At 56.5% G+C, this 25,021-nt stretch carries 23 protein-coding genes; 10 read left to right on the forward strand and 13 right to left on the reverse strand.

The genetic code is table 11. The features are described from left to right. The first annotated feature begins 43 nt into the window (after positions 1-43). A complete protein-coding gene (locus tag ACPOL_RS21965) occupies positions 44-499 on the forward strand; it encodes a hypothetical protein (protein WP_114208947.1) in 456 nt (151 codons plus the stop codon). A gap of 210 nt (positions 500-709) precedes the next feature. Here the strand turns inward: ACPOL_RS21965 and ACPOL_RS21970 are convergent, their stop codons facing one another. Together ACPOL_RS21970 and ACPOL_RS21975 are read right to left on the reverse strand one after the other, a co-directional pair. Beyond that, a complete protein-coding gene (locus tag ACPOL_RS21970; protein ID WP_114208948.1) occupies positions 710-3,112 on the reverse strand; it encodes a chitobiase/beta-hexosaminidase C-terminal domain-containing protein in 2,403 nt (800 codons plus the stop codon). A gap of 760 nt (positions 3,113-3,872) precedes the next feature. After that, positions 3,873-4,472 carry a TetR/AcrR family transcriptional regulator gene (locus tag ACPOL_RS21975; protein ID WP_236656949.1) on the reverse strand — a complete coding sequence of 200 codons (600 nt, stop codon included), beginning with the start codon at positions 4,470-4,472 and terminating at the stop codon, positions 3,873-3,875. A gap of 105 nt (positions 4,473-4,577) precedes the next feature. Here ACPOL_RS21975 and ACPOL_RS21980 point away from each other — a divergent pair, with 105 nt between their 5' ends. Together ACPOL_RS21980 and ACPOL_RS21985 are read left to right on the forward strand one after the other, a co-directional pair. Then, positions 4,578-5,462, forward strand: coding sequence for an SDR family oxidoreductase (locus ACPOL_RS21980; RefSeq protein ID WP_114208949.1), 885 nt, complete (start codon positions 4,578-4,580; stop codon positions 5,460-5,462). A 109-nt stretch (positions 5,463-5,571) separates the two neighbouring features. Beyond that, on the forward strand, positions 5,572-6,447 hold the full coding sequence (locus ACPOL_RS21985; protein ID WP_114208950.1) for an SDR family NAD(P)-dependent oxidoreductase: 876 nt from the start codon (positions 5,572-5,574) through the stop codon (positions 6,445-6,447). A gap of 270 nt (positions 6,448-6,717) precedes the next feature. On the opposite strand, the gene ACPOL_RS21990 is transcribed toward ACPOL_RS21985, so the two are convergent. The 3 genes from ACPOL_RS21990 to ACPOL_RS22000 all read right to left on the reverse strand — a co-directional run bounded on the left by ACPOL_RS21990 (position 6,718) and on the right by ACPOL_RS22000 (position 9,271). Continuing rightward, positions 6,718-7,467 (reverse strand): SDR family NAD(P)-dependent oxidoreductase, encoded by a 750-nt coding sequence (locus ACPOL_RS21990; protein ID WP_114208951.1) that lies wholly within the window; start codon positions 7,465-7,467, stop codon positions 6,718-6,720. 48 nt (positions 7,468-7,515) lie between these two features. Further along, complete coding sequence (locus tag ACPOL_RS21995; RefSeq protein WP_114208952.1) at positions 7,516-8,361, reverse strand: alpha/beta fold hydrolase; 846 nt, start codon at positions 8,359-8,361, stop codon at positions 7,516-7,518. Positions 8,362-8,473: 112 nt separating this feature from the next. Beyond that, the gene (locus ACPOL_RS22000) at positions 8,474-9,271 is read right to left on the reverse strand and encodes an alpha/beta hydrolase (protein WP_114208953.1); all 798 of its coding nucleotides are present in this window, start codon (positions 9,269-9,271) and stop codon (positions 8,474-8,476) included. Positions 9,272-9,504: 233 nt separating this feature from the next. Between ACPOL_RS22000 and ACPOL_RS22005 the strand changes: the two genes are divergently transcribed. Together ACPOL_RS22005 and ACPOL_RS35030 are read left to right on the forward strand one after the other, a co-directional pair. Beyond that, positions 9,505-10,107 (forward strand): TetR/AcrR family transcriptional regulator, encoded by a 603-nt coding sequence (locus tag ACPOL_RS22005; RefSeq protein WP_161557509.1) that lies wholly within the window; start codon positions 9,505-9,507, stop codon positions 10,105-10,107. 173 nt (positions 10,108-10,280) lie between these two features. Beyond that, a complete protein-coding gene (locus ACPOL_RS35030; protein WP_338026693.1) occupies positions 10,281-10,532 on the forward strand; it encodes a hypothetical protein in 252 nt (83 codons plus the stop codon). A 311-nt stretch (positions 10,533-10,843) separates the two neighbouring features. On the opposite strand, the gene ACPOL_RS22020 is transcribed toward ACPOL_RS35030, so the two are convergent. Continuing rightward, entirely contained in the window at positions 10,844-11,035 is a 192-nt protein-coding gene (locus ACPOL_RS22020) for a Rossmann-fold NAD(P)-binding domain-containing protein (protein ID WP_114208955.1), read from the reverse strand. Between the two features lie 105 nt (positions 11,036-11,140). Next, positions 11,141-12,511 (reverse strand): efflux transporter outer membrane subunit, encoded by a 1,371-nt coding sequence (locus ACPOL_RS22025; protein ID WP_201758933.1) that lies wholly within the window; start codon positions 12,509-12,511, stop codon positions 11,141-11,143. 186 nt (positions 12,512-12,697) lie between these two features. Between ACPOL_RS22025 and ACPOL_RS22030 the strand changes: the two genes are divergently transcribed. The 3 genes from ACPOL_RS22030 to ACPOL_RS22040 all read left to right on the forward strand — a co-directional run bounded on the left by ACPOL_RS22030 (position 12,698) and on the right by ACPOL_RS22040 (position 17,646). After that, a complete protein-coding gene (locus tag ACPOL_RS22030) occupies positions 12,698-13,327 on the forward strand; it encodes a TetR/AcrR family transcriptional regulator (protein WP_114208957.1) in 630 nt (209 codons plus the stop codon). 93 nt (positions 13,328-13,420) lie between these two features. Then, positions 13,421-14,512, forward strand: coding sequence for an efflux RND transporter periplasmic adaptor subunit (locus ACPOL_RS22035; RefSeq protein WP_114208958.1), 1,092 nt, complete (start codon positions 13,421-13,423; stop codon positions 14,510-14,512). Continuing rightward, a complete protein-coding gene (locus ACPOL_RS22040; RefSeq protein ID WP_114208959.1) occupies positions 14,509-17,646 on the forward strand; it encodes an efflux RND transporter permease subunit in 3,138 nt (1,045 codons plus the stop codon). Before ACPOL_RS22035 ends, ACPOL_RS22040 begins: the two co-directional genes overlap by 4 nt. 423 nt (positions 17,647-18,069) lie before the next feature. Here ACPOL_RS22040 and ACPOL_RS36495 read toward each other — a convergent pair whose 3' ends face one another. From ACPOL_RS36495 to aroF, 4 genes are all read right to left on the reverse strand, one after another. Continuing rightward, positions 18,070-18,594, reverse strand: coding sequence for a CGNR zinc finger domain-containing protein (locus tag ACPOL_RS36495; RefSeq protein WP_114208960.1), 525 nt, complete (start codon positions 18,592-18,594; stop codon positions 18,070-18,072). 429 nt (positions 18,595-19,023) lie between these two features. After that, the gene (locus ACPOL_RS22050; protein ID WP_114208961.1) at positions 19,024-19,908 is read right to left on the reverse strand and encodes a DMT family transporter; all 885 of its coding nucleotides are present in this window, start codon (positions 19,906-19,908) and stop codon (positions 19,024-19,026) included. A 227-nt stretch (positions 19,909-20,135) separates the two neighbouring features. Beyond that, on the reverse strand, positions 20,136-21,281 hold the full coding sequence (locus ACPOL_RS22055; RefSeq protein ID WP_236656951.1) for a YncE family protein: 1,146 nt from the start codon (positions 21,279-21,281) through the stop codon (positions 20,136-20,138). 49 nt (positions 21,282-21,330) lie between these two features. Next, positions 21,331-22,419 (reverse strand): 3-deoxy-7-phosphoheptulonate synthase, encoded by a 1,089-nt coding sequence (gene aroF, locus ACPOL_RS22060; protein WP_114208963.1) that lies wholly within the window; start codon positions 22,417-22,419, stop codon positions 21,331-21,333. A 623-nt stretch (positions 22,420-23,042) separates the two neighbouring features. Here aroF and ACPOL_RS22065 point away from each other — a divergent pair. Further along, a complete protein-coding gene (locus ACPOL_RS22065; protein WP_150133096.1) occupies positions 23,043-23,525 on the forward strand; it encodes a nuclear transport factor 2 family protein in 483 nt (160 codons plus the stop codon). Between the two features lie 52 nt (positions 23,526-23,577). Here ACPOL_RS22065 and ACPOL_RS22070 read toward each other — a convergent pair whose 3' ends face one another. Next, positions 23,578-23,766: a hypothetical protein gene (locus ACPOL_RS22070; protein WP_114208965.1), complete on the reverse strand. Its 189-nt coding sequence runs from the start codon at positions 23,764-23,766 to the stop codon at positions 23,578-23,580. Then, a complete protein-coding gene (locus tag ACPOL_RS22075) occupies positions 23,763-24,488 on the reverse strand; it encodes a cytochrome c biogenesis protein (protein WP_114208966.1) in 726 nt (241 codons plus the stop codon). Before ACPOL_RS22075 ends, ACPOL_RS22070 begins: the two co-directional genes overlap by 4 nt. 73 nt (positions 24,489-24,561) lie before the next feature. Here ACPOL_RS22075 and ACPOL_RS35035 point away from each other — a divergent pair, with 73 nt between their 5' ends. Then, positions 24,562-25,008, forward strand: a complete 447-nt coding sequence (locus tag ACPOL_RS35035; protein ID WP_236656952.1) for a hypothetical protein — start codon at positions 24,562-24,564, stop codon at positions 25,006-25,008. Positions 25,009-25,021: the final 13 nt, after the last annotated feature.

Consider the following 25,021-nt stretch of genomic DNA (forward strand, 5'->3'; position numbering starts at 1 on the left):
GATTTTAAAGCTAACCTATATTCTGGAACAGCGGCTAAGAGAGTTGGGGGCGAACTTCATCGCTCGCGAGGTGAAAGCCGACCACATCGAGCGAAACGGACAGTTCATCACCGGGCAGAATCCGGCGTTGAGCGTTAGCCTTGCTCGCGCTGTAATTTCCTCACTCAAGAAAGAGCTCCCGCCTCTACCAAACACCGTAAACGCGCAGCCGTTTCCGCCCTCGTGTCTAGCCATTTTCCCAGTAGGGACCTTCATCGAGAACATTGCGGTGGCGAAGACGGACGACATCCGAATTTCTAACCTGGCGGAGGGTAAAGTGTACCAGGTCGGCCGGACCGGGCAGGGAACAGAGATTGCAGCAGTCGAGCAAGCGGCTAGTCTTCCCTTTGCTAAGTCCGGAGCCCTAATTGTTAGCACTTCCATAGCGTCGACGGAACTTACCGCGTTGAGCAAGGAACGGCTTAACTCATTATTCCTTGCCCGAAGCTGTCTTCCTTAACGGCCTCACGCATCTTCACGAGAGCCGCTTTCTCGCAGTTGACTCCTATCGAGCTTTGATCTGGTAAGCGCGCATCGGCCTCCGTGACATGGATGTAGTCTGGTCCGCATCTGCAAGATTTCCGAAGATGATCTCGGCATCATGCTCGCCGTTCGGCCGGAGTTATTGAATCCCAGGACGGCTCGTATCCAAGGCAGTCTCTGAGTACGGCTACCGAAGAGTATATTTCGCCGACCCGACCGCGCTTGTGCTCGAACGGTTGGTCGAAGCGATGGCCTTCACCTTTTCTGTCTTCGCTACCTTGATTGGACCCGAGTAGAGTTTTGAGCTGGTCGACGGCGTAGTTCCATCGGTTGTGTAGTAGATCGCGACGTCGCTGGCTGAATCGCGGATGACTACCGTCTGCTCGGACGAGTAGTTTCCGGCTTCAGGGAAGAAGGTCGGCGTGGGTGCAGCGCAAGCGGTGGCATTTTCGGTGATTGCCTCCGAGGTTGCGCCTGGATACCACGGAATCGTTGTTTGAGTTCCTCCCGGTGGCTCCGATGGAGTGCAGCACCGCGCGATCGAATTCCCTGAATACACTGCCGTCAGCTTATTGTCGCCGTGTGCGAGTTGCGACGCATGGAGCGGCAGCGTCGCCGCGGTCGTGTTGATGCCGGTCGGCATCAGCGTTGCGGTTTCGATCAAGGTCTGCCCACGCACGATGCTCACCGTTCCGCTCGGCGCCCCGCCGCCTCCGGGCGTCGCGGTGACCTTGACCGTCAGGACAGTCGACGCGCCTTCTTTGAGGTCGGATTCCGCCGAAGACAAATCCACCGTAACCGTATTCTCAAGTGGGTCTCCTGCGTTTTGATAGGCGCCAATGTCGATCCTGGAACCATCTTTCCGGGGATTACCCAGGAAGTCGGTGCTGCCATATATTGAGTTGGGTGAATCGCCATTGGGGTCACACCAGCCATCGCTGCACGAGAGGTGGGCGCGACCGCCGGCAATCGCTCGTGAATTCTCGAAGGTGTAGAGGTCTGGTGGAGACGCCTCCTGATCGACAAACTCAGGTTGCGCATCGATAGAGTTTGCATCCTCGCCTCCGAGATTGTCGGCCTGGTACTTTGAAAAGCTCGAGAAGCTGCTCACGTCAGCCCACAAGATGGACGTTCCTTCTTGATAGCCCGCGGCTGAGCCGTAGAGGTTGTAATTGAGCGTTGCCGGCGGCCCAGGGTACTTCAACGAATCAGGATAGGCCTGGTCAGAGGGCACAAAGCTATGAATCCACATATTGGGTGAGACAGAGTAGGGGGAAGAAGCCGACTCGTGCACTAAATTGTTCTCGAAGTAGTTTCCTTGGGCTTTGCCCACCTGGTTCTGAATCTGGAAATCGCCGCTTGGTGTGCCCTCAGAGTCGTTGCCCGGCTGTGTGCCATTGTCGAACAAAGTGTTGTTGACGAAGACGTCGTGATAACTGCTGCCTCCTCCATTGCTTCCCCCGCCCTCTTCGGTAGCGAGCGCATAACCGCCGATAGAGATGCCGCAGGCATTTTCATAGTAGAAGAGGTTATTGCGCACCGTGGCGTTCATCCCATAGCACGGCAATTTGCCCCTGGCTGCGGTTCCCTTATGATCGGGAAGAGACCATTCAGTGCCCGTGGCCTGACAGACCTGATTCTCGCTTGTCGTCTCGATGCCGTAGTCAACCTGAAAGACCGCGTTGCGCTCGAACGTAACGAACGCGCACCCATCGCAGTAGAGGCCGTCGGCGTCGTAGGAATTTCCTTCCCCTACACTGCCAATCCCGCTGATGTTATAAACCGTGTTCCCGCTGACCAGCCCATAGCTGGCCTGATCGTAGCCAACTGGTCCGGTGCCTTCATAGCCAATGAAGTCCAGACCAATATTGTCATTGTCATGGACCAGGTTATTCGTCACCTGGAAATTAGTTACATTTCCATTCAAGGTCACCGACTCACTGTTCCCGGTTTTGAGGTGGTCGACTTCGTTGCCGCTCACAACCAGCTTGCTTATGGGTGTCTTCGACGTGCCGTAGGCAAAGAGACCGCAACCGTTTCCGTTCTTTTCCTTCGTAGTCACGATGTCGTGGATCCGATTGTTTAAAATTTGAACGCCAGTGCCTGAGCCTGTGATCCATACGCCGCAAGGAACCACATCTTCGGAATCCGCCCTTAAGTTACGGATCTCAAATCCCTTGACGGTGATGTAACTCCGATGCCCTGAGATCGTAATGAGACCTTGTGTACCTGATACCTTCAATCCCGTCCCGTCGATGATTGCCGGCTGCACAATACCCCCAACCACGAGGGGGTGGCTCTCAAACGTAATCGGCTCCGACTCCGTTCCTGATTTCGGAAACTTCACAAAGCCGTTGTAGACTCCCCCCATTACATGCACCGTTGCGCCAGCCGTGACCGTGTCGGCCGCATGCTGGATCGTCAACCACGGCGAGGCTAACGTGCCTGCATTTGAGTCGTTGCCCGTAGTCGCTACGTAATAGACGGCACCGTCTTGTGCCGCCAGGGAATGCACCGCCATGAAGACAAGCACAAAGAACGCGGCACCCGTGGCGCCGACTTGCCGTAAGATCGCAAACCTGCATTTCATGAACTGTTCCCCCTTCTTACGTGGCAACGGCTTCCTATGGGACAGAGATCATTTCAGTTTTCATCTAGCTGCCTTCACCCGAACATCTGCCCGTGTTGGCGCGCCGCCGGTGCAAGAAATCCACCAATAAAGCGAACTGAGCAACGGCTTTCAATCAAATTCGAAGTGCATCTGGTGAAGTCGGCGTTGCCTACTGCTTTTTTCAAAGTGAAACAAAAGGAAAGCAAGCAGCGTTTCGAAATTTTACGGATGTAATCGTTGATCGTCAATAAGTTATTTTTCGGTTGTAGTAGTGGCGAGATGCGCGAGGGCTACAGAGCGGGGCGGTCGACGATCGCCGACCTGAATCGACGTTTTTATAAGGCCGGGAGACGCGGGAGAGATTCGAACCCACGTTGAGGGATTAGCAGACCCCTCCTCGAACGTGATCCATAAGCAGACATAAAAGGGCCAAGCGATGCGGAACGAACGATGGGGAACGTAATACGATACGTCTCAAGCTACGTCGATTCGACAGTCTGCACTTACTTACAGAGACTGGCAGAGCCATCGGGTCCTGTAGGTCATCGTAGGGTCAAGAATTGCTGGAATCACACGGTGGATGTCTGACGAAGAACCCTGGCAAGCTAACGAAGAAACCGAAGCGCTTTGTCTCGAGTTTTCCAACTGTGATTCCATAATCCACGCCACAGATATCCTAGAGCTTCCTCCAGGTAGAGCACACGTCTGATCGAAAGCCGGCACAGAATCGAGAAGCAATTCACTTGAGCGGGCGCGAACCTGCTATGAGTATGTCAACGAGTCTTCTGGCACTTTGCTGCCAGTCAGAGCCGGAGCCCACGTGCGAGACGCCGATCAGCGCCCGAAGCAGGTCGTATGCATCCAGGTTTCTTCGTAGATCGCCACTCCTCTTAGCCCGTTTCACCAGCCCATCAATCGCGCTCTGAATCATGGCGCGAGAACCTTCATGAAGCCTGGATGGGCCTCCGGCAATGGTATTGAGAGCGGGCGCAATGATGTGCTTTGCCGCAATGTAATCGACCAGCAGCAGCATCCAGGCTCGTAGCGCTTCGATAGGGGACATAGTCTCGGTGAAACGGGCCGCGGCCGCTGCGATTTTCTCCACTTCGTTCCGGTAGACACCTTCAATCAGTTCATCGCGTGTAGGGAAGTGGCGATAGAGGGTACCTACCCCAACACCCGCCTGCTTCGCGATCTCCTCCAGGCTGGCATTGGCGCCTTGTCGAGTGAAGACACCCTTTGCAACTTCAAGAATGCGCTCGCGGTTGCGCAGCGCGTCTGAACGTAGTTTCCGGGTAGTTGTCGAACGCTTCTTGGTGGTCTCCAAAGTTTTTTGCAACCGGAGGCTGCCTCCAATTATCTACTCATACGGAGGCTGCCTCCATTTGAGTCGAGGCTGCATCCTTTCGTCAATCTTAGCTCGAATGAGATTAGGGAGGCACATATGCGCGTATTCGTCACTGGAGCCACCGGATTCATCGGTTCCGCAGTCGTGAAAGAACTCGTCGGCGCAGGCCATCAGGTAGTTGGAATGACACGATCAGACGCTGGCGCAAAGTCGCTTGAAGTCGCAGGTGCGCAGGCGCATCGAGGCGATTTAGAGGACCTGGAAAGTCTGCGCAGCGGAGCAGCCGCGACTGATGCCGTCATCCACACTGCGTTCTGGCATGACTGGACAAGATTTGCGGAGGCCTGCGAGCTGGACAGGCGCGCCATCGAGACCATCGGCGCCGTGCTCCAGGGTTCGAGCCGTCCGTTCATCGTCAGTTCCGGAGTCGGAGTGGCTCAGGGCCGCGCCGCCACCGAGGACGATCCGCCGCTTTCTTCCCCATCCCTTCCTCGCGTATCAGAGACGACGGCCGTCGCTCTCATGGAGCGCGGAGTCCACGCGTCTGTGATGCGCTTGCCGCAGGTACACGACACCGTAAAGCAGGGCCTGGTCACGCCGCTGATTGCGGTGGCTCGCGCTAAGCGAGTCTCGGCGTACATTGGCGAAGGTTACAACCGCTGGCCCGCAGCGCATATTTCGGATGTCGCGCGCCTCTACCTGCTTGCTCTGGAGAAGGGCACGGCCGGAGCCCGTTACCACGCGGTTGCAGAAGAGGGAGTGGCGCTCAAAGACATCGCCACCGCTATCGGCCGAGGGCTGAGTGTGCCCGTCGTTTCCATTCCGCAGGAACAAGCCCAGGAACATTTCGGCTTCCTCGGGTTCTTCGCGGGGAGGGACCCTCTGACCTCGAGCGCGCAGACGCGTGCAAAGCTCGGATGGAACCCCACAGGCCCCACCCTGCTCACCGATCTCGGGAACATGCGTTATTCCGAGATCTGAACTGATAGCGAAAACAGGAACGATGTAGCTTGACAGAGGCCTGCCTCCACTGCTGGCCTCTGTACCCTATCCTGCTCTCGCTGTAATTCCACAATCACGGAGGATCAAAATGCAAAAGACATGGTTAATCACCGGCGCCTCGCGCGGATTTGGCCGCATCTGGGCTGAGGCTGCTCTTACACGCGGTGATCGGGTGACAGCGACCGCCCGCCAACTGGCAGACATAGCCGATCTCGCGGAACGTTTCGGCGATGCGGTTCTGCCCCTTGCGCTCGACGTCACCGACTCCGCGCAGGTGCAGCAGGCAGTTCATCAGGCATACGCGCACTTCGGCCAGCTGGACGTCCTTGTCAATAACGCCGGGGCGAGCCTGTTCGCGGCTACAGAAGAAGCGAGCGACGAACAGATCCGCGGCCTCTTCGATGCGAACTACTTCGGCATGGTTCGAGTGCTTCGAGCGGCTCTGCCTCTGTTGCGGAAACAAGGGAGCGGTCACATTCTCGGCGTCTCGAGCGGGCTGGGCATAACGGCAATGCCGCTCATCGGCTTCTATTGCGCTACCAAGTGGGCGGTCGAAGCTCTCCACGAATCCCTCACCCAGGAGGTGAAGGCGTTCGGGCTGAAGGTGACACTTGTGGAACCCGGAGCCTACGCAACCGACTTCGGCAAGTCCTCACAGATCGCAGATGTTCTCGAACCATACGCGGAGTTCCGCAAACAGTTTCTTTCCCGCTTGGCCGATGTTGAACGAGGCGATCCGGAGGCGACCGCAGAAGCCATCCTGAAGCTTGTGGACGCGGAAAATCCGCCGCTGAGACTTGGCCTGGGCACTTCTATTCTTCCCAGGGCCCGCGCCGCGTATGCGGAGCGGCTACAGACGTGGGAAGCGTGGGAGGACGTGTCGAATGCGGCGATGGGCGAGCCGAAGAAATCGATGGCAGCATGGATTGAGCAACTGACCCATGGAGCTCCGGATCAGGATTAAGGATAGGATCTATACCTTCCATCAGCAAAGTTGGAGAAAGGATGCCGGCAGGAGAAGTTCCCGTCAAATGACAATCGCGAAGAAGATTGCAATTGGTAATCGGCAACTACATCGACAAAAAGAACGAGGAACATATTCCAGGATCATGCTGTCTAAAAAGGCTGTTCAGTTCCGAACGGATCAATCTCGCCAGTGAACGCGATCCGCGAGGGCAGGCTGACTAACTCACGCTTAGGTCAGTGGGGCTTCGCTGGCGAAGCCCCACCGCGCCTAGATCTGACCCATTCCGCCATCTACGAACAATTCAGCTCCGGCGACATAACTGCTGTCCTCTGAAGCCAGGAACAACACCGCTCTAGCGATCTCGTCAGGATTCCCAACGCGCCCGAGCGGGACGATCTGACCGAAGCTGTCTTTCCGCTTCCTGCCTTCTGGAGTGTCGCCAAGAAGTTCGCGCAGGCCTTCGGTGTCAATGGGGCCTGGGCTTACCGCATTGACGCGGATTCCGCGCTCTTTCAAATCGGTCGTCCAGGTGCGGGCGAAAGATCGAATGGCGGCCTTTGTAGCCGCGTAAACAGTGTTAGCCGGAAGTCCCTTACTCCCGACGACTGAGGACATGAGAACGATCGAACCTCCAGCGGTCATCAGGGGCAATGCCTTCTGCGCGCTGAACAGCAGACTCTTCACGTTGCCATCGAACATGCGGTCGAAGTGGGCTTCCTCGACACTCCCAAATGGGGCGAACTCAGCCGCGCCCGCGTTCGCGAATACGATATCGAGCTTGCCCTTTTCCTCTCCGATCTGCTTGAAAAGCCTGTCGAGATCAGCCATGTTGGCAACGTCGCCCTGAACGCCGGTGCTACTCGTTCCCAGCGTTCTTACTGCTTCCTCTACTTTCTCCCGGCGGCGACCTGTGACGTATACGTGTGCCCCTTCGGCTACGAAAAGCTTGGCTGTTGCTATACCAATTCCGCTTGTGCCGCCCGTTATCAACGCTACCTTACCGTCAAGCTTTGCCATTTGATCTCCTGCTGTTGGATGTGCTTTAACTTCAATTAGTCCGAAAAATCAACCGCGCAGAAACAATGTCGTGTGCTCCACGAAGAGCTCTGGATATTGAAAGAGCGAGCCGTGCGCGGAATCCGGGTAAAGGATCAACTGCGCTTTAGGTAGGTTCTGTTGAAGATAGAACGAGTTGATGGTGTAGAAGATGATGTCGGATTTCCCGCCGACAATTAACACAGGCATCTTGATGTCCTTCAAGTACGCGAACCGTTCGCCGACAGGCTTTCCCCACTCTTGAAGAGCCGCAAATTGCGCGGGCTGCACCTTCTCACTTATGGCGGCATCGCGATTCTCCACACGAGCGTCCCTGCGCTTGAAAAATGCACGGCCTGCGGCCTGGCTTGCCGGCGAAGCGGTAAAGAAACCGTCGATCCAGAAATCATCGGGATTGCCATATTTGTTTGTAAAGATCTTCTCCGACTCCGCAGTCAGCGGGATGCCGTCACCGTTGCGGGGACCGCTGCCAACGATCACGAGCTTGCGCACCAACTCCGATCGTTGCAGGGCAAGGTTCTGCGCGATCATGGAACCGATGGAGAAGCCGAGGACATCGACCTTAGTTAGCCCGAGTGCGCCGATGAAGACACCGGCACTCGTTGCCATTTCGGCAAAAGTCGTGGGGACTTCTCCTGTGGAACTAGCGACGCCCGCATTGTTGAAGAGGATCACTTCGCCATGCTGCGCGAAGCCGTCTGTCACAGATGGGTCCCAGCTATCCATGTTGCCAAGAATATGCGGGATGAAGACGGCAGGTGTGCCTTCTTGCTTACCAAAGCGACGATAAGCAAAGCGGACGCCGTTGGCTTCGACGAACTGAGTTGGCGCGGTGTTGTGCGTGTAGGTGCTCATATGAATTGTCCTGGGACCTCGTGGTTCGGTGATCTAAGAGGAGGCGGCTTGAGAGCCCGCCACCGGATAATAGAAGTGAAAGTCGAAGCTTGGAAATAGAGTGGGTGTACTGCTACTGGCGATCGCTGTCCAGGGCATGGCTGGCGCGAACGATGACATTTGCGACGAGCTCAGGTTGCGACAGCATCACCACATGGCAGGAATCCGCCGTCGTGGTCACCGCGTTCATCCGTTTCGCCTCCAACTCCTCGAGTTGAGGTTCGATCGTGCGGTCACGGCTGGCAATGATGAACCATGAGGGCTTTGTTCGCCACGCCGATGTGCTCACGGATGCACCCAGGGCGGAAGCAGAGATAGGACCTTGAGTCGCGAGCAGCGTAGTCCTCTCCCGCAGAGGCAAATCCTGTGCGAAGTCTGCAAGGATTCCCTCGGTATTAAGTTTCAGAAATCCTTCCGCGCCTTTCGTGATCTGATTAGAGGCGGGAGAGGCTGGGGCCAAGGTATTCAGCGTGAAGGCCGATTCTCCGGCATCCGGAGCGTAGGCGGAAATATATACGAGTCCGCTGACCTTCGGGTCGTTCCCAGCTTCGGTGATAACCACCCCGCCACAAGAGTGCGCGACGAGGAGCACCGGCCCTGTCTCCAACGCAATCGCCCGTCGAACTGTCGCCACATCGTTTGCCAATGAAGTGAGGGGAAGTTGGACCGCCACTACATGAAAACCTCTCTGCTCCAGAAGTGGAATGACTTTAGACCAACTAGAGCCGTCTGCCCAAGCTCCATGAACGAGGATGGCTTCCTTTGTCGTGCCAGGTTCCACTTCCTGAGTGAATGCCGCGGTGCTACAGATGAGCAACGCCGCAGCTGCGAAGATGAGAGAGGTGTTTCGTAATCTCTTGAGGGCGTTCATTGAATCTCCTAAACGAAGCCGCATTGATCGGAGTCCGGTCAAGCGGGTAGACAGTATGTGGGGGCAACTTGATAACGAATATCAGGCGTGAAGCGAACTGAGATATCCAATATTCCGGCAATATCTGTTTAAAGATACGCAACCTAGCGTATCGATACGTTGCAGATAAGATACAGTGGGTAGCGTTGGCGATGCATAATAAACGATGTACTCCAGTTATTCAGAGGGGCGAAATGAGGAAAGCAGCCAAGCAACAAACTAAGGGAGGCCGGCCCCGAAACGAACGACTTCATCAGGCCATGTTGGACGCCGCCCTCGATTTGGTTCTAGAAGTAGGGTTTCGGGGCGTCACCATTGAGGGAATCGCCGCGAAGACTGGCGTTGGCAAGACAACTCTCTATCGAAGATGGCCCAACAAAGCAGCGGTGGTGATGGAGGCGTTTTGCGGGTTGCGAGGCCCTGCGTCTCGCTTTCCTGAAAATGCGCTTGCCATGGAACGCCTGAGATTGCAGATGCAGGTAACGGCTAAGGCCTTTCGTGGCAAACTGGGAGCATTGTTGAAGGCTCTTATGGCCGAAGCCCAGTTCGATCCCGAGCTTGCGAAAGCCATCAGGGAGAAATGGACTCTCCCAAGACGGAAGCTTGTTCATGAGATTCTGCAGGAAGCGATAAGGAACGGTGAAGTGAGGGCCGACATCGACATCGATGCAGCTATAGACGCGTTTTATGCTCCGATCTACTATCGGCTGCAAACGGGAATCGCGCCGATCTCGGAGACTTATGTGAATAGTGTCTTCCAACAGGCGATGGAGGGACAGCGAAGCCGTAAAAGTTAGCCATCAGTGCTTGAGTTGGAAGATTCAACTAGCCGTCTTATTAGCAGCCCTATGCGCGTCTCGACGAACTCCCGGAACAAAGTGGCAGCTTTTGAGCGCTCCGCTCCACGTGATCGGCGACCAGAGAATCTGGTGACATCTTGAGCGCGATCGATTGTGCCACCAAGTGAGTTATGCCTCGTTCATTCACCGCCACGCCAGCTGCCTTTGGGAGCCATGAGAAAACTCTTTTGGTGAGTTCCACGAAATCGATGACGGGGCATTTACTCGGAGGTGCGGGAAGTCTTGAGGCTGGCCTCACAGTACTCACTATTCGCGATCAGGTCGCGCCACCGACTACCAACGTGGAAAGCCTTTGCGAAGAGGAACGTGGTTTGATCTTGTGCGGGACTCGCCGCGTTCTGCTCAGATTAACTTTGCGATGACCAATTCTTTTGGTTTCGGCGGAACGAACGCGTCGCTCATTTTGAGGCAATATATCAGCGATGAGATCGCGCCCGTTCGATGACATAGGACCGGGCAGTGATGTAGACGAATGCTCCTTCATGGACAAAACATTTCGCCGGCGCCAAACCAATTCCGGAGTTTACTCCGGTAATCAGCGTGCTTTTCCTTCGAATCTCCCTGGCATAACCTTCTCGTCCGAATCTTCTAGGGGACGCGTTGTTCATTGTTCTGCAGGAATTGCCGGAGGGTGAGAGGGGGCTGCCCAGTCAATCTCTCAACTACATTCGTCTCAATGTTGAAACCCTGTGCACGCGGCTACGGCGGCTTCGATTGCGTTCTGATGTTGCTGCACGCGCTTACCGGAGAAAAGGTCGTTGGTCGAGATAAGTAGCAGCCGGTCGACTCCCGCAAAAGCGGCCACCAGCGTTGAGGGATCGTTGAAGTCAGCAGACCGCAGTTCCACATTAGCCTTGGCATACATGGAGAGCTTCTCAGGCGTGCTTGGCTGAACAAGTAGACAGAGTGCTCGCGTTCCTCAACTGGCGTGAGAATCTTCCGGCTTACGATCACCTTTAATTCTTTCTGACTACGGTGTCCAGCCGCCGCCCAGCGCTCGGAAGGAGCTGACAGCCGCACGTGCGGCGGTCTCACGGGTTGATGCCAGATCGTCTTTCGCCATCAGCAGTTGACGATTCGCGTCGAGCACGTCGGTGAGTGGAATGACTCCGGCTTTGTAGGACTGTTCGGAGAGATCTTTGACCCGTTGCAGAGAAGATATCTCATGGGAAACCTCATGACTCCGCAACTCGGATTGGGCCAACGCACTGAAGGCATCCTCTACATCCTCGGTTGCGCGAAGGACGGAGCTTCGATACTGAACCAAGGCTTCTGCGTTTGCGCCGCGGGCCTGCCTTACCTCGGCATCGACGCGCCCGAAATCGAATAGACGCCAACGAAGACCAGCCACTGCGGTAGGCTGAAAGGCCCGCTCACGGAACAGATCTCCTGGACTGATGGCCTCATTACCGAGCAGTGCTGAGAGCGAAATTTTAGGGTAATACTCGGCGATGGCTTGGCCGATCCGGGCATTGGAGGCGGCAACCCTCCGCTCCGCAGCGATAATGTCGGGGCGTCTCCGAAGCAAGTCGGAAGCGTCGAGAGCGTTGGCAATCCCGGGAATGACGGGGATGTCCGACGGAGTTGTCAGTTGTGCGGCGTACGTGCCCGGCTGCGCACCCATCAGCACATCAAGCCGATTGAGTTGTGCTTCGAGAATGATGTTGAGGATGGGCACGGTTGCCTTTGCCTGCGCGAGAAGCGCCTCTGCTTGTGCGAGTTCGCGATCGGACGCGACACCAGCATTCTTGCGCTGTAAAACCAGTTGCAGGAGATGCTCGTCGGTAGCAATATGCTCCTTCGCAAAGGCGAGCCGAACCTGCGCGCCACGGATCTGCATATAGGCGTCGGCTGCCTCGGCGACCACGGATACGCGCGTCCCGAACCGTTCTGCTTCGGCAGCCTGCGCCTCCGTGTTTGCCGCCTCGGCTCCTCGTCTCAAGCTGCCAAAGATGTCGGTTTCCCATGTCGCTCCGACTCCTAGGTCGAGATAGCTCTGATTGCGATCGAAGCCGGGAAAGAGGTTGGCATATCGCCCGATGGGGTTGTCAAGGGACTGCCGAAAAGAATTACTGTCTCCTTCAAGATCGAAATTCGGCAAGCGCTTAGCTCCGGCTTCCTTCGCTGCCGCTCGCGCCTGCTCGACGCGCGCAAACGACCCAGCAAGGTCCAGATTTTGGGCGAGTGCCCGCTCGACGATGTTGGTTAGGGCGGGGTCGTTAAATCCTGTCCACCACGTGTCGAGCGAGGGGACCGGGGTCGCGGGCGTACGCGCTTCTACTGTGGGAGCGTTGTGGTACGGCTGAAGTTTGACGACTGGTTGTTTGTACCCAGGCCCCACGGAACACCGGCGATCAAGAAGACCACAAGTGCCGCTGCCACAGAAATCGTGGAGGTTGGCGCATATGTCCAATTGCCATCGGTTCGTTTGGTCAGAGCATTCCTGAGGCTTCTAAAGGTCATAATGAGTAATGATTATCGTAATTCATAACAACATGTCAAGGTACCCATAAGCTATGATGGAAGGATGGATCAGGAGATCACGATCGATGTTAGCGGGGTCTCAGGACAACGAGGTCCGGCGGACCACAAGCGACGCCAGCAGATTCTTCAAGCTGCCGATGAGCACTTTCGGCTTTACGGATACCGGAAGACCACGCTTGCTGACATTGCCAAAGCGATCAATCTTTCTACGCCGTACCTGTACAAATTTTTCGATTCGAAGCAGGCTATTGGCGAGGCGATATGTTCCCATTGCCTTGGCACGATTCTCACCGAGGTGGAGCAATCCATCGCGGCGACAAGATCCCCGGTGGAGAAGATGCGTCGTGTTTTCATTGGTTTAGAGAGCCGGGGCTGGCGGCTCCTGAACGAACAGAGAAAAATGCACGATCTAGTTTCTGCATCCTTCGAAGAGGGTTGGGGCTCTCTCGATCGTTTCAAAGAGGCTGTCTTCCAGATAATTCGCAGGATCGTCGTGCAAGGGCGCGAGTCGGGTGAATTTGAGCGAAAGACACCGCTCGAAGAAACCTGTCGAACTATCGCCCGAATGACTGAGTTGTTCTTCCATCCCACTCTCCTAGAGCAGGCAGGCAAGAGCCAGGAAGAAGAAGCGGTAGCGGCTGCCAATGTCGTCATCCGTTCTCTCACCGCATAGACTTGAATACTTGAAGTTATGAGTGACGAGTTGACATATTAATTACTCGTATATTAAGTTCAACTCCAGTTCGTGTTCTTGGAGTGGAACAACATGCCGACTTCGAAATCCTTCCATCTTTTGCTGGTCCTCATTCCGGTTGTCATCGGTATGTCTGGTTGCAAACCGCAGGTACAGCCCGACCCGAGGATTCAACCAGACATGGTTCGCGTTGTTCGGGTTGGCTTGGCACAGGCGGGAGAGCACGCGTTCACTGGCGTCGTAACCGCCCGTGTTCAAAGCGACCTGGGCTTCCGGGTTCCCGGGAAAGTTACAAAACGTTTCGTCGACGTCGGGCAGGTGGTTCGTGCGGGTCAAGAACTGATGCGAATCGATGTTACCGACTACGCCCACGTCATCACGACGCAGACTCAAAACGTCGAGGCAGTGAAGGCCAAGGCGCAACAAGCCTCCGCTGATGAAGCAAGGTATCGCGGCTTGGTCAGTACCGGCGCTGTATCTGCGTCCACCTACGATCAGGTCAAGGCGAATGCCGATGCAGCGCTGGCGCAGCTCGCAGCCGCAGAAGCCCAGGCCCAGGTTGCAAAGGACGAAGGAGACTACTCTCTCCTGCTTGCCGACTCTGACGGAACCGTAGTGGAAACGCTCGCGGAGCCAGGACAGGTGGTCGCAGCCGGACAGACCGTCGTGAAATTGGCACACGCGGGACCGCGCGAAGCGGCCGTCAATCTCCCGGAAACAGTTCGCCCGGCGCTTGAATCGACCGCCCGTGCGACCGTGTACGGCAAGACAGAAAGCGTGGAAGCCCGCTTAAGACAGCTCTCCGATGCTGCCGACCCGGCGACGCGCACCTTTGAAGCCCGATACGTTCTCGGCGGCGCCGAGGCTAAGGCTCCTCTCGGCGCAACCGTGACCATCCAGCTTCCAGTGTCCGCGGGCACGAGCACAGTAGAAGTCCCAGTCGCGGCAATTACCGACCGAGGCCGGGGACCCGGCGTATGGGTGCTCAACGAAACATCTTCCACGGTTTCTTTCCGCCCTGTGTCGGTTCTTCATCTGGAAGACGAAGACGCCACGCTTTCTGATGGTGTCAAGCCGGGAGAGGAGATTGTGGCTCTCGGGGCACATCTTCTTAACGAAGGTCAGCAGGTGCGGGTTGCCGACGAGAAAGCGGCGGCGCGATGAGCAACTTCGAAATTCAAGAGCCGCATTTCGAGAAGGAGCGCAAGCGCGAGAGCGGAATCAACCTGTCTGCGCTTGCTGTCCGCGAGCGATCCGTCACTCTGTTCTTTCTTCTCGCCGTCATCCTCGCAGGAGCCCTCGCCTATTTCAAACTTGGGCGCGCCGAAGACCCGAGCTTCACCATCAAAGTCTTCACCGTCACCGCCGCGTGGCCTGGCGCAACCGCGCAGGAGATGCAGGACCTTGTCGCAGAGCCGCTGGAGAAGCGGATGCAGGAACTCACGTACTACGACCACGTAGATACGTTTACTCGGCCCGGCCTAGCCTTCCTGACGATTACGCTCAAGGACTACACGCCCCCCGCAGCCGTCCCGGATGAATTTTATCAAGGTCGAAAGAAGGTCCAGGATGAGGCTTCGCGGCTACCGCAAGGAGTCTTGCCGCCGGTCTTGAATGATGAATACACAGACGTCATCTTTGCCGTTTACTCGCTCGAGGCTCCTGGTTTGCCGCCACGGCTGCTTACCCGGGAGGCCGAGGCATTGCGGCAGGATCTATTGCACGTCGACGGAGTGAAGAAGGTGAATCTCTTCGGAGAACGCCCGGAGAGAATCTTTGTTCAATTCTCTTATGACCGGATCGCAACGCTTGGTGTCAGTGCGCGCGATATCTTCGATGCCCTAGTCAAACAAAATGTCGTAACTCCATCCGGCTCCATCGACACTCAAAACCAGCAGGTGTATATCCGCCTTGATGGTGCGCTGAACGATCTCGACAAGATTCGAGATACCCCTATTACTGCCGGCGGCAGGACGCTCAAGCTGGCGGATGTCGCAGATGTCGAGCGCGGCTATGAAGACCCAGCGACCTTTCTGGTGCGACACAACGGTCAGCCGGCGATGATGCTCAATGTTGTGATGCGCGACCGTTATAACGGTTTGGAATTGGGCAAGGCCCTCGAGCAGGAGCAGAAGAAGATCCAGGCGGCCCTTCCTACCGGAATGACGCTCGCGAAGGTAACCGACCAGTCCACAATTATTCACGAAGCAGTCGGTGAGTTTCAGCTCAAGTTTTTTGTGGCTCTTTTAGTCGTGATGATCGTGAGCCTGCTCAGTCTGGGATGGCGCGTGGGTATCGTGGTCGCGGCCGCTGTTCCCATCACGCTTTCGGCGACGCTCGTCATCATGCTGGCGACGGGTAAAGACCTCGACCGCATCACGCTCGGCGCTCTCATCCTTTCACTCGGCCTTCTGGTAGATGACGCGATCATCTCGATTGAAACGATGGTCGTGAAGATGGAGGAAGGCTGGGACCGTATCCGGGCTGCGAGTTACGCGTGGAGCCACACAGCGGCACCCATGCTCGCCGGTACTCTGGTCACCATCATCGGCCTGACGCCTGTCGGCTTTGCGGCATCCAGCGCTGGCGAATATTGCAGAAATCTCTTCTGGGTCGTGTGTATCGCACTGCTTACCTCGTGGGTCGTGGCTGTCACCTTTACCCCATATCTCGGAGTAAAGCTGCTGCCTAACATCCCCGCGATGGAGGGTGGCTACGCCGCGATCTATGAAACTCCCAACTATCAGAGGTTACGCAAGCTGATCGTCTGGTCGGTTGAGCACAAGTTCCCCGTGGCCGGCGCTGTTGTCCTGGTCTTCTTCGTGTCGCTCTTCGGAATGGGGATGGTCAAGCAGCAGTTCTTCCCCAGCTCCGACAGACCCGAGGTGCTGGTCGACATCACGATGCCGCAAGGCTCCACGATTGAGGCCACGCAGGCAACGGTCATCCGGGTCGAACATTGGTTGCGCGCACAGCCCGAGGCTAATGTTGTCAGCTCGTATATCGGCGGCGGAGCCCCGCGCTTCTGGCTGTCTTACAATCCCGAACTGCCAGATCCCAATTTCGCCAAGATGATTATCTTGACGCCCGATGCTAAAGACAGAGACAGGCTGATGTTTCATCTTCGCCAGGAAGTTGCTAAGGGGCTTGCGCCTGAGGCTCGTATACGAGCGGTCCGGTTTGTCTTCGGTCCCTATTCGCCGTGGCCTGTAGCTTTCCGGGTGATGGGGCCGGACCCGAATGTTGTCCGCGCGATCGCGGATCAGGTCTTGGCAAAGATGCGCGCGAATCCCAATGTGCGCCAAGCTAATGAAGATTGGAACGAGCGCGCTCCGGTTGTACGCTTCGTCCTCGATCAGGATCGGCTTCGCCTCATTGGTCTTTCGTCGAATGACGCTGGACAGCAGATTCAGTTCCTCACGACGGGTGTCACGGTGACGCAGGTTCGCGAGAACATTCGTACCGTAGATGTTGTGGCCCGCACTCTGGGCCCGAATCGACTCGACCCCACAAAGTTGCTCAACATGACGTTGACCAGCAGTAACGGCAAGCTGGTTCCTCTCAGCCAGGTCGGGAAAGTTGAGATAGCGGAGGAAGATCCGATCCTCAAGCGTCGCGATCGTACGCCGACCATTACTGTCCAGAGCGATCACGATGATGCAGTGCAGCCGCCCCAGGTTACTGCTGAAGTTTTGAAGTCAATTCAGCCGATCATCGATAAGCTGCCCGCTGGATACAGGATCGAAGTGGGAGCGAATGCCGAAGAGTCCCTGAAAGCCAATACCGCGCTCGCCAAGGTCTTCCCCATCATGTTTGTCTGCATGCTGGTGGTCATCATCTTTCAAGTCAGATCTCTGTCGGCCTTGACGATGACCATCTTGACAGCTCCGCTGGGTCTCGCCGGAGTAGTTCCTACGCTGCTGTCATTCCACGTTCCGTTTGGTTTCAACCCGATCCTTGGGTTGATTGCTCTGGCGGGAATATTGATGCGCAATACGCTAATCCTGATTGGCCAGATCAAGACTAACAAGGAAGAGGGACTCGACGACTTTCACGCCGTTGTCGAAGCAACCGTACAGCGATCGCGACCAGTAGTGCTAACAGCCCTGGCTGCGGTGCTTGCCTTCATTCCCCTGACGTTCTCGGTCTTCTGGGGTTCACTTGCGTATACGCTGATTGGCGGAACGGCGGTGGGAACCGTCCTGACACTGGTATTTCTACCAGCACTTTACACCATCTGGTTCCGCGTAACGCCGACCGTTCGAGAGGCAGCACGCGAGATGCAATCCGTCTCTTGAATCAAGAGATCTATAGATCTCTAGGCGGATCGACAGTCCCCTGCGCTTGACGCCACTCGGCCAATGATTGTGAGGGTGATAAAGTTGGCCGGTGAGCTGAGAGACCAGCCTCGAGGTCAAATGGCGGGACCGAACTCCCGAGCGGCTGCCACGTGTTGCGACAGCCTCTCTGATTCTCTAGATCCCTGGTGGAGGTGGTATGTGCAGGTCGAACTTATCCGCTATGGCCAGAAGTTTTTCCTTGGAAGACTCAAGGATGTTAGGGTCTTGTGCATCCCGCTGGTCGAATACGCCAATCTCCTTGAAAAGGGCGGCGAACTCCCCCGGCGCCAGTGTCACAAGGATCCTGGAACCTTCCGCGCTGATAGTCTGAAATGTATGTAGAACGCCTTTTTTACCGTGGAATTCTCCACTTTTTTGCCATTAAGAGTGTCTGGAGCGGAAAGCTGCTACGTTGCTCTTGTTTCCACAGAGTGCGTACGAATGCCACCGCTGGGTCTTGCTGCGGGTTAAATCGTAGAAGGCAGCAGCGCACGCCTCATTCGCACAGATCTTCAGACGATCCAGTTGACCCGTATTGATGAGATTTGCGCAGTCCTGTAGTACGGTTCCTACAACAGCATTCCCCGAGATTTGGGACCATGTGGCTTTGCTCGGTTCTGAGAAGCCGAGCGTGAATTTCGTAGAAGCCGCGATCTCATCCAGGCTTTTTCGAGCAACGCGGCTGGAAGTAGGCTTCAACATCATGAGCAGAGCTTGACGAAGCTCGCGGAGCTGATCGAGAGTAGCCTTGTCAACACTCTTTAGACCGGCTCGGAAAAGCCGGCATAACGATAGAGCACTCGTTGGCGTCGCTAATCGATCTACTCCACCATCGAACCCAACGCCGCGCGAGTTCAGTAACTCAACAATACGATTTCCGGATTTGGTCAGGTAGTCCGTGCTCATTCTCTCGTGTTCCAGATCTTACTCAGTCAGACCAGATCAAATCTGCTGAGTATGTAATACCCAGAGTATAGATGCCGCTTACGGCTGGGCGATGCAATGCAAGTCCTGAACACCGAATCCGCGTAAGCCGCAACCAGAAGAGAGCCGGGGTAGGATTAAACTTTTTAGAGCTTCCGGGATGAACATGCGCAAAGCTGCACCCAAGACCCGGAATTGGCATAGAGCCGGGGAGCAGTGCTAGTTGGGTCAGAATGAAAGCCGATAGCTTGAGGGCAGGGAACTAGGCAACGTCTTCACCGACAAGGCTTCCGGTAAGAACGCGAAATCAACGCACGTCCGCCGAGGGCAACACGCTCTACTGTCACTCGGTGGATCGGCTTGCGTGGCGCAAGCTCACGCGCGAAGCCTCCATTCGGGCGAGGGGAGAGGCTAGGCGCCGCGGTTCGCGTCCGGAGCCCACAACGCAATATACAGCCCCGCCGCGATAATCAGCACTGCCCCGGACAGCATCCATATCGTCGGCTTCTCGTTGAACAGGAAATATGCCACGACCGATCCGACGACAAGCTGCGTGTAATGATACTGGGACACCGTAGCCGCCGTGGTGTACCTCAGCGCGACGACGATGCAGATGCTGCCTATCGCGCACAGCAGCCCCATGGCTAGCAACGCCACGAACAGCCGGCTATCCAGGGGCGCGGCGTGGAAGAGCATTCCGGCGAGTCCAACAGCCGCCGACAGCAGCGCCGAAAACCACGTCATGCTCTCCGCCCGTTCTGTCTGGGAGATTACCCGCGACCAGACTACTGCAACCGAAAAACAGGTTACGCAGACCACGCAGGCGGCAAACCCGGCCCAGGCGCTGGATCCGCTTGATCGGGAAGGATAAACCGCAACGACTACGCCAAGGAAGCCGGCCAGGATAGCTGTCGCCTTGCGCCAGTCGAGGCGCTCCTTCAGAAAAATTCTCCCGAGGACCGCCACCAGCAGCGGCGACGTGAATACCAGGATGTAGAACAACGTCAGCGACAGATGCCGCAGTGCGATGACCACGCAGAGATTGTTTGCGACATCGAGCGATGCGCGGCCCAGGAGACGCGTTGGTCTCTTCGGCCACAACTCCTTGACCTCCCCTCGCACCAACGCGTACAGCGAGATGAACATGGCCATGAAGATGCCAAGGAACGCGACGATCTCGTAATTCGGAAGCAGTGACCGGCCGGCCAATTTCATCGCGCTATCTGTCAGCACCCAAAAAGTAAAGCCGGCTATGGCGAAGCAGATTGCTCTGAGGTGTAAGGTTTGTGAGCTCATCGGCTTTCAGGAGATCCGAAAGCATAGTGGGGCGAATTGCTGCAGGGGCATCTTCACTATCCGACTCATGATTACAAAAGCATAACCGGCTCCGACCCACACGCAGGGATATAACCATGAAAGCATGAGAATCTCAGGCGAGGCACTTCAACACAGAAGTCAGTATCCTGGGGAAAGCTTCGAAGTAGGGAGCACGCGTGATCAATGGCATTTCCGAGAACTTACGACTATGGGATTTTGAAGGCCTTGACTGCGATCGCGTTCGGACCCCTGGCTGCTGGAAGCATGGTGAAGAGCGATCCGACCCGCAGTTCACCCTTCGGTGAGTAGCTGGTGGTGCGCAGAACAGAAACGTCGCCAGAGCGTGAGTTCGCGACCAGAAGCAGGTGGCCGGCGCTCGAGAAGGCCATCGCGTCTGGGCCGTCCCCGACCTGTACTGCATTGATCCGTTTGCCGTCATCGATGCTGTAAGCCCCCACCGTATTGGCGCTGAAGTTACTCACCCAAAGTAGGGAATTATCAGCGCTTACGATGCCGCGGGCCGGGTGAGCGCCGATCAGCGACGCGCCTCCTACTTCGTTTGTGCCGGTGGCAATCTCGGAAACCGTGTTGCTATCGAAGTTCGAGACGAAGATCTCGCCGCCATCAGGCTTCATCGCAAGGTCAACCGGGGTCTGTCCGACATCGAGAAGATCGAGCAGGTGGTCGGACTTCTCCAGATCGTTCATCGGAGTGGGACGAGCCAAGGCTAGAACCATCACTTGATGGCCGCCCGAGCAGGCAATGAACGCCTTGGAAGAAGTGGGCAGGATCACCGCATCGGTCGCCCCCGTACATCCGGGAAAGACGCTCCGTACCCGCAGCGTGTGCGGGTCAATCAAGGTAACGCTTCCGCCCGCGCGGTTGGTTACCAGCAGGGTTGAGCTGTCAGGAGCAATGCGCGCCATGCCGGGCGATTCTCCCGTGCCGACCACACCGATCTCCTTGCGCGCCTCAAGATCCAGAATTGAAACGTTGTTTGAGCCGGAATTGGCGACATATCCGCGGTGCCCGTCAGCCGACACATCGATGAAATACGGCTTGCGATGGACCGGGATGGTAGCGGTGACTGTGTTCTTCTGCGAGTCAATCACCGAAATCGTTCCGTCCCCCGAGTTGACGACGTAGATTTCGTTGCGGATTGGGCTGACGGCGACACCGGAAGGGTTAGTCCCCACAGGAAGTTCCCGATCGCGGCGCACGTTGACTAGATCCAGCACAGTGACTGTGTTGCTGCCGCCGTTGGTGACGTAGGCGTATTCGCGATAGTCGGAGGGGTAATCGGGGAAGTCGCGTTGGCGGCAACCCGCCAGCAGCAAAATGGAGGCGCACAAAATCGAAACACGCCTCCAGCGATGAATCAATTGCAGCGATCTCCGATGCTTACCGCCCTGCAGATCGAGCCGTCCCCGTGACAGGGCCTCCAACGGGCTCAGAAATCTCAATCCCATGCGGCACGTTGCGGTGGACAACCGGAGCGATCTGGGTGATCTCGTCCATCATCTGGACGAACTGTTCGGGATAGATCGATTGCGCGCCATCAGAGAGTGCCTTGTCGGGCTGATCATGTACTTCCACCATCAGGCCGTCCGCACCCACCGCAACCGCGGCGCGCGCCAGTGGAACCACCTTGTTCCGCTTACCTGTCCCGTGGCTCGGGTCCACCAGAATTGGCAGGTGGCTGAGCCGGTGGACTGCCGGCACAATGCTCAGGTCGAGGGTGTTGCGGGTGTGGTCGATAAAGGTGCGCACCCCGCGTTCACACAGAATGACCTGATAATTGCCCTCGCTCATGATGTACTCGGCGGCCATCAGCAGCTCATCGAGGGTCGCAGACATTCCGCGCTTCAGCAGCACTGGCTGGCGTTTGCGACCAACGGCTTTCAGCAGGGTATAGTTCTGCATGTTGCGAGCGCCAATCTGAATGACGTCGGCGTAATCAGCGACCAGATCCAGATTTTCGGTGTCCATGGCTTCGGTGACGATGCGAAGGCCGAACCGGTCGCGGACCTCCGCCATGATAATCAGCGCCTGTTCCCCCAGGCCCTGAAACATGTAGGGGGATGTGCGAGGCTTGTAAGCGCCACCGCGAAAGAACTGGGCGCCCGCGGCGGCGATCTGTTCAGCTACGGCGAAGGCTTGTTCGCGCGACTCGATCGAACACGGGCCGGCGACGATCGCGAGGTCTCGTCCACCGATCGTGGCGTTGGTGCCGGGAAAGGAAATGACCGTGTCTTCTTCCTTAACGTCGCGGCTAACCAGCTTATAGGGCTTTGTGACGCGAATCACTTCGGCAACGCCGGAAAGCTCTTCCAGGTTCCCCTGGTCGATCTGGCCCTGATTACCAGTGATCCCGACCGCGGTACGCTGGGCGCCCGGCATGGGGTGAGGGCGAAAGCCCAACTTTTCGATATGTTCGCAAACTGCGTTGATTTGCTCAGGCGTCGCCTGGGCCTTCATGACAACTAGCATGACCCGACCTCTTAGAACCTTGTTTAGTGTACTGGGAACGGAGCGCAAGCAGCAACGTGCCCAAGGTGTAATCAACCGGAATCTTCCTCCAGTTGAAGCACTCTTGGACTGGTTCTGATCAGGGCATCCGGGGGAGGGATCTTGAAAGTGCAACCCATCGAGAGAACTTTGGCGAGAAAACACTGCAAAAGAAATCTGCCGCGCGGCCTGAGCACTCAATACCTCAAGAACTTGCGACCGGCGCGGCAGGAAAGGTTGAAACTCCGGTGAATTGAAGATAAGTCGGATGACGCCTTAACGAAATCCCACGAAGGTTGTAGTTTCTGAATTTTCTTTGCCTTGTCCCAAATCGGAATGCCGCCACGGTAGCCGTTCGATGAAGCCCGCCCCTCGGGTCGTCCTCGTGTCAAGCTGAACTTTGGTTCTGCCACTGACATCGCCGGAGAAGGGCGTGGCAGTGTGCCGGAGTGACCACCAGTGGAGTCGAACCGGATGAATTACGTGACATCTCCGGATGGTGAAGGTGACCTAAGCTCCAGTCCTGCTAATACGACGCAGCACAGAATAGATAAAGCACCCGGGTGTTTATGATTTAGTAATCCGGAGGCACTTTATTGTCGTTCATGCTGAGACTCGCATCGGTCACGATGGCCCTCGCGCTCCTAGTTTCCGCCAACGCGTCGCCTGCAAGCGCGCAGCAGGAACTTACCCCCAAGCAAACCCAGATCGTGAAGACGGTGAATACGGTTTTCACCGCCGCGCAGGCCGATGATACGACGCTGTTCGATTCCGTCCTTGCACCTAACTTTTATATCTTTGACGGGGGAGCCCGATTCAACGGAGATTCCATTATGGCCTTCATCAAAGCCCAACATCGCGCGGGCAAGCGTTATGAATGGAGTATCACCGAACCGGACGTCCATATCAGCGGCAAAACCGCTTGGATTGCCTACATCAACAAGGGCAGGATTACCGATGCCTCAGGTACGATCGATCAGCAGTGGCTGGAGTCCGCATTCCTTGAGAAGCAGGCAGGCTCCTGGAAGATCGTCTTCATGCACAGCACTCGCGTCCCTATGGCGTCCCAGAAAGACCGTAAGCAATAATTCGATGTGCCGGAATGACGCAGAAACCGCTGAAGCGCAGGTGAAGTCCGCACTACCTGGAAGGAGTCTGCCGCTCAGCCTTGATCAGCGCACGCCACTTCAGCCCAACGTAGCCAAGATAGGCAAGTTGCAAGCCCCACGCGAAGCAATAGGCGGCAATCAGGTGATGATGACCGAGGGCCGACTCGTTATGATGGTCCCAGGGAAAGAGCGAGGCAAAGAGCAACGAGCGACTGATCACGAGGCAACCTCGACGTGTCGGGTCACCGGCGCCTCGAGCGACCGAAGGGCGGCGGCTTGGTCGAGTAGCTGCTGTCTCCGTTCTACAGCGTAACGGATGCTCACCACCAGCAGCGCCCAGGCCATCCATGCATAGATGTTCCAGGCGACAGCCGGCTTCATGCTTGGCGCGATGCCCGACCCGGGGCCGCCAAAAAAGACCGGAGCCGGATGCTGGGTGCGCCACCAACGAGTCGACATGTAGACGATCGGCACGTCGATATAGCCGAAGATGGCGAGCACCGCGGAGATCGTGCGCATCTGCGGCCCGGCGGCGAAGTTCCTCAACAGCAGATAACTGACGTAAATGAGCCAAAGAATGAGAGTGGTGGTAAGGCGCTCGTCCCACGTCCACCAGATCCCCCAGGCGTAGCGCGCCCAAAGCGAGCCGGTGACCAGGCCAACCAGGCAGAAGACAACGCCCATTTCGGCAGCCGAGACGGCCAACGCATCGGCGCGAAGGGACAACGCGGGCCGCTTATTTCGCGAAAGCAGATAGACGACTGAACCGATCAGGTTCGCGGCAAAGCAGAGCGACATCGCGATCCACGCCGGCAGGTGGTAATAGAAGATCCGTTGGACATTGAACATGGCTTCGTCAGCCGGTACCGTCATGGCGACGTGAAAGCCATAGCCGAGGAGACCGAGGGTGACGATTGCGAGTATCCAGCGAAAAATCTTCATGGTACTAGCCCAAGTTTAACGCACTCCTAAGCTTCAAAGTTGACTTCTCTCTTAGCGCTTTGCGGAGTCGACGATGAACCTCGAATCGGTGCTGGTCGTCCACTCAATTGCCACGTTGCTCGCCTGGAGGCAGAATTCGCGACTGGACTCCGTTCACAAATCCTTCTTGAGGAAGGTCGATCCGGGCTACACCTTCCCCGGTTTTGCTCTATCCTCTCCGGTTTTGCTCTACTATGGTCCGAGTGTGGGAGATATGCTGTTGCAGGCTTTGAAGTACGCGGTGATTGGTTTCGTGGTTCTCTACTTCGGCGATTGGGCGGTGCTGGGCTTGCGAATGGCTCGGCACTCGGGCCTCGGCTCAGTGACGGTAAGTCAATATCTGGCTACCCCGCTCAAGGGCAAGAAGCAAGAATACGACTACCTAGGATCTGCAGATCAGCCCTGCGTGAAGTCGATCTTTCCCCACAACGACGATCAGCCCTGTTGGTGGCTGGAGCGGCACAAGAATCAATGGCAGTAGGCCGAAGCATGGC

The organism is Acidisarcina polymorpha (assembly GCF_003330725.1).
Lineage (GTDB): Bacteria > Acidobacteriota > Terriglobia > Terriglobales > Acidobacteriaceae > Acidisarcina > Acidisarcina polymorpha.

Bases quoted from the DNA above. Each gene is read 5' to 3' on its own strand.
- ACPOL_RS22035 (WP_114208958.1), top strand. From the start codon at position 13,421: ATGCCGACTTCGAAATCCTTCCATCTTTTGCTGGTCCTCATTCCGGTT.
- ACPOL_RS22050 (WP_114208961.1), bottom strand. From the start codon at position 19,908: ATGAGCTCACAAACCTTACACCTCAGAGCAATCTGCTTCGCCATAGCC.
- ACPOL_RS22075 (WP_114208966.1), bottom strand. From the start codon at position 24,488: ATGAAGATTTTTCGCTGGATACTCGCAATCGTCACCCTCGGTCTCCTC.
- ACPOL_RS35035 (WP_236656952.1), top strand. From the start codon at position 24,562: ATGAACCTCGAATCGGTGCTGGTCGTCCACTCAATTGCCACGTTGCTC.
- ACPOL_RS21980 (WP_114208949.1), top strand. From the start codon at position 4,578: ATGCGCGTATTCGTCACTGGAGCCACCGGATTCATCGGTTCCGCAGTC.
- ACPOL_RS22020 (WP_114208955.1), bottom strand. From the start codon at position 11,035: ATGTATGCCAAGGCTAATGTGGAACTGCGGTCTGCTGACTTCAACGAT.
- ACPOL_RS22030 (WP_114208957.1), top strand. From the start codon at position 12,698: ATGGATCAGGAGATCACGATCGATGTTAGCGGGGTCTCAGGACAACGA.
- ACPOL_RS36495 (WP_114208960.1), bottom strand. From the start codon at position 18,594: ATGAGCACGGACTACCTGACCAAATCCGGAAATCGTATTGTTGAGTTA.
- ACPOL_RS35030 (WP_338026693.1), top strand. From the start codon at position 10,281: ATGCCTCGTTCATTCACCGCCACGCCAGCTGCCTTTGGGAGCCATGAG.
- ACPOL_RS21985 (WP_114208950.1), top strand. From the start codon at position 5,572: ATGCAAAAGACATGGTTAATCACCGGCGCCTCGCGCGGATTTGGCCGC.
- ACPOL_RS21990 (WP_114208951.1), bottom strand. From the start codon at position 7,467: ATGGCAAAGCTTGACGGTAAGGTAGCGTTGATAACGGGCGGCACAAGC.
- ACPOL_RS22000 (WP_114208953.1), bottom strand. From the start codon at position 9,271: ATGAACGCCCTCAAGAGATTACGAAACACCTCTCTCATCTTCGCAGCT.
- ACPOL_RS21970 (WP_114208948.1), bottom strand. From the start codon at position 3,112: ATGAAATGCAGGTTTGCGATCTTACGGCAAGTCGGCGCCACGGGTGCC.
- ACPOL_RS22040 (WP_114208959.1), top strand. From the start codon at position 14,509: ATGAGCAACTTCGAAATTCAAGAGCCGCATTTCGAGAAGGAGCGCAAG.
- ACPOL_RS21995 (WP_114208952.1), bottom strand. From the start codon at position 8,361: ATGAGCACCTACACGCACAACACCGCGCCAACTCAGTTCGTCGAAGCC.
- aroF (WP_114208963.1), bottom strand. From the start codon at position 22,419: ATGCTAGTTGTCATGAAGGCCCAGGCGACGCCTGAGCAAATCAACGCA.
- ACPOL_RS22065 (WP_150133096.1), top strand. From the start codon at position 23,043: ATGCTGAGACTCGCATCGGTCACGATGGCCCTCGCGCTCCTAGTTTCC.
- ACPOL_RS22005 (WP_161557509.1), top strand. From the start codon at position 9,505: ATGAGGAAAGCAGCCAAGCAACAAACTAAGGGAGGCCGGCCCCGAAAC.